This is a genomic window from Bradyrhizobium frederickii, assembly GCF_004570865.1.
Classification (GTDB): domain Bacteria; phylum Pseudomonadota; class Alphaproteobacteria; order Rhizobiales; family Xanthobacteraceae; genus Bradyrhizobium; species Bradyrhizobium frederickii.
Genome location: NZ_SPQS01000126.1, coordinates 1 through 1,034 on the forward strand (window position 1 = coordinate 1; position 1,034 = coordinate 1,034).

At 58.8% G+C, this 1,034-nt stretch carries 1 protein-coding gene; it reads left to right on the plus strand.

Annotation, left to right across the window (positions count from 1 at the left end; translation table 11 throughout):
• Positions 1 to 25 precede the first annotated feature (25 nt).
• On the plus strand, positions 26 to 1,034 hold a 1,009-nt coding region (locus E4K64_RS39970), incomplete at its 3' end, for an IS110 family RNA-guided transposase (RefSeq protein ID WP_135167641.1).

Below are 1,034 nucleotides of genomic sequence, written 5' to 3' on the forward strand. Positions count from 1 at the left end.
AACCGTCACAAATGAGGAAGCGTCCATGAACGAAGTTAGCACGATTGGACTAGACTTGGCGAAACATGTTTTTCAGGCACATGGCGCAGACGCTAGCGGCGGTGTTGTTTTCCGCAAACAGCTGCGTCGTGACAAAGTGCTGGGTTTCTTTGCCCAGCAGCCTGCGTGCCTGGTAGCGATGGAAGCCTGCGCCAGCTCTCATTACTGGGCTCGTGAGCTTGGCAAGCTGGGTCACACCGTGCGTCTGATTCCACCGTCCTATGTAAAGCCGTTTGTTAAGCGTCAGAAAAACGATATGGCCGATGCAGAAGCGATTTGCGAAGCGGCCCAACGCCCCACCATGCGCTTTGCCGCCGTGAAGAGTGAGGACCAGCAGGCGAGCGCGGTCGTGTTTCGCGCTCGCGATCTTTTGGTCCGGCAACGTACTCAGATCATAAACGCGTTGCGAGGTCACCTCGCCGAATACGGCCTGGTCGTTGCAAAGGGAACGTCCAATGTCGCCGCGCTGGTTGAGCACGCGCAAGCTTCCGGGAGCAGCGTGCCAATGGCGGCGCACCCGGCGCTCGATATCCTTGTCAAGATGCTGGGGGTGCTGGAAGAGCAAATCAAGCACCTCGATATTGAGATCGCGCGACGAGCCCGAGAAGAGGAAGTTGCCCGGCGGCTTATGACGGTTCCTGGCATCGGCCCAATCACGGCGACAGCTCTGATGGCGCTAGCGCCTGACCCTGAAAACTTCAAACGTGGCCGGGATTTCGCCGCGTGGTTGGGGTTGACGCCGCTGCAACGTTCCACTGGTGGAAAACAGAAGCTCGGCCAAATATCGAAAATGGGTGAGCGAACACTACGGCGTCTCCTCATCATCGGGGCGAGTGCGGTGGTGAAGCTGGCTCGCCGACGCGGTGCATCGCAAGGGAGATGGCTGGAGCGCATGCTCGCTCGTAAGCCGCCCATGCTTGTCGCGGTGGCTCTTGCCAACAAGATGGCCCGTACCGTTTGGGCTTTGATGGTCAACGGTGGGGTCTACAAAGCTC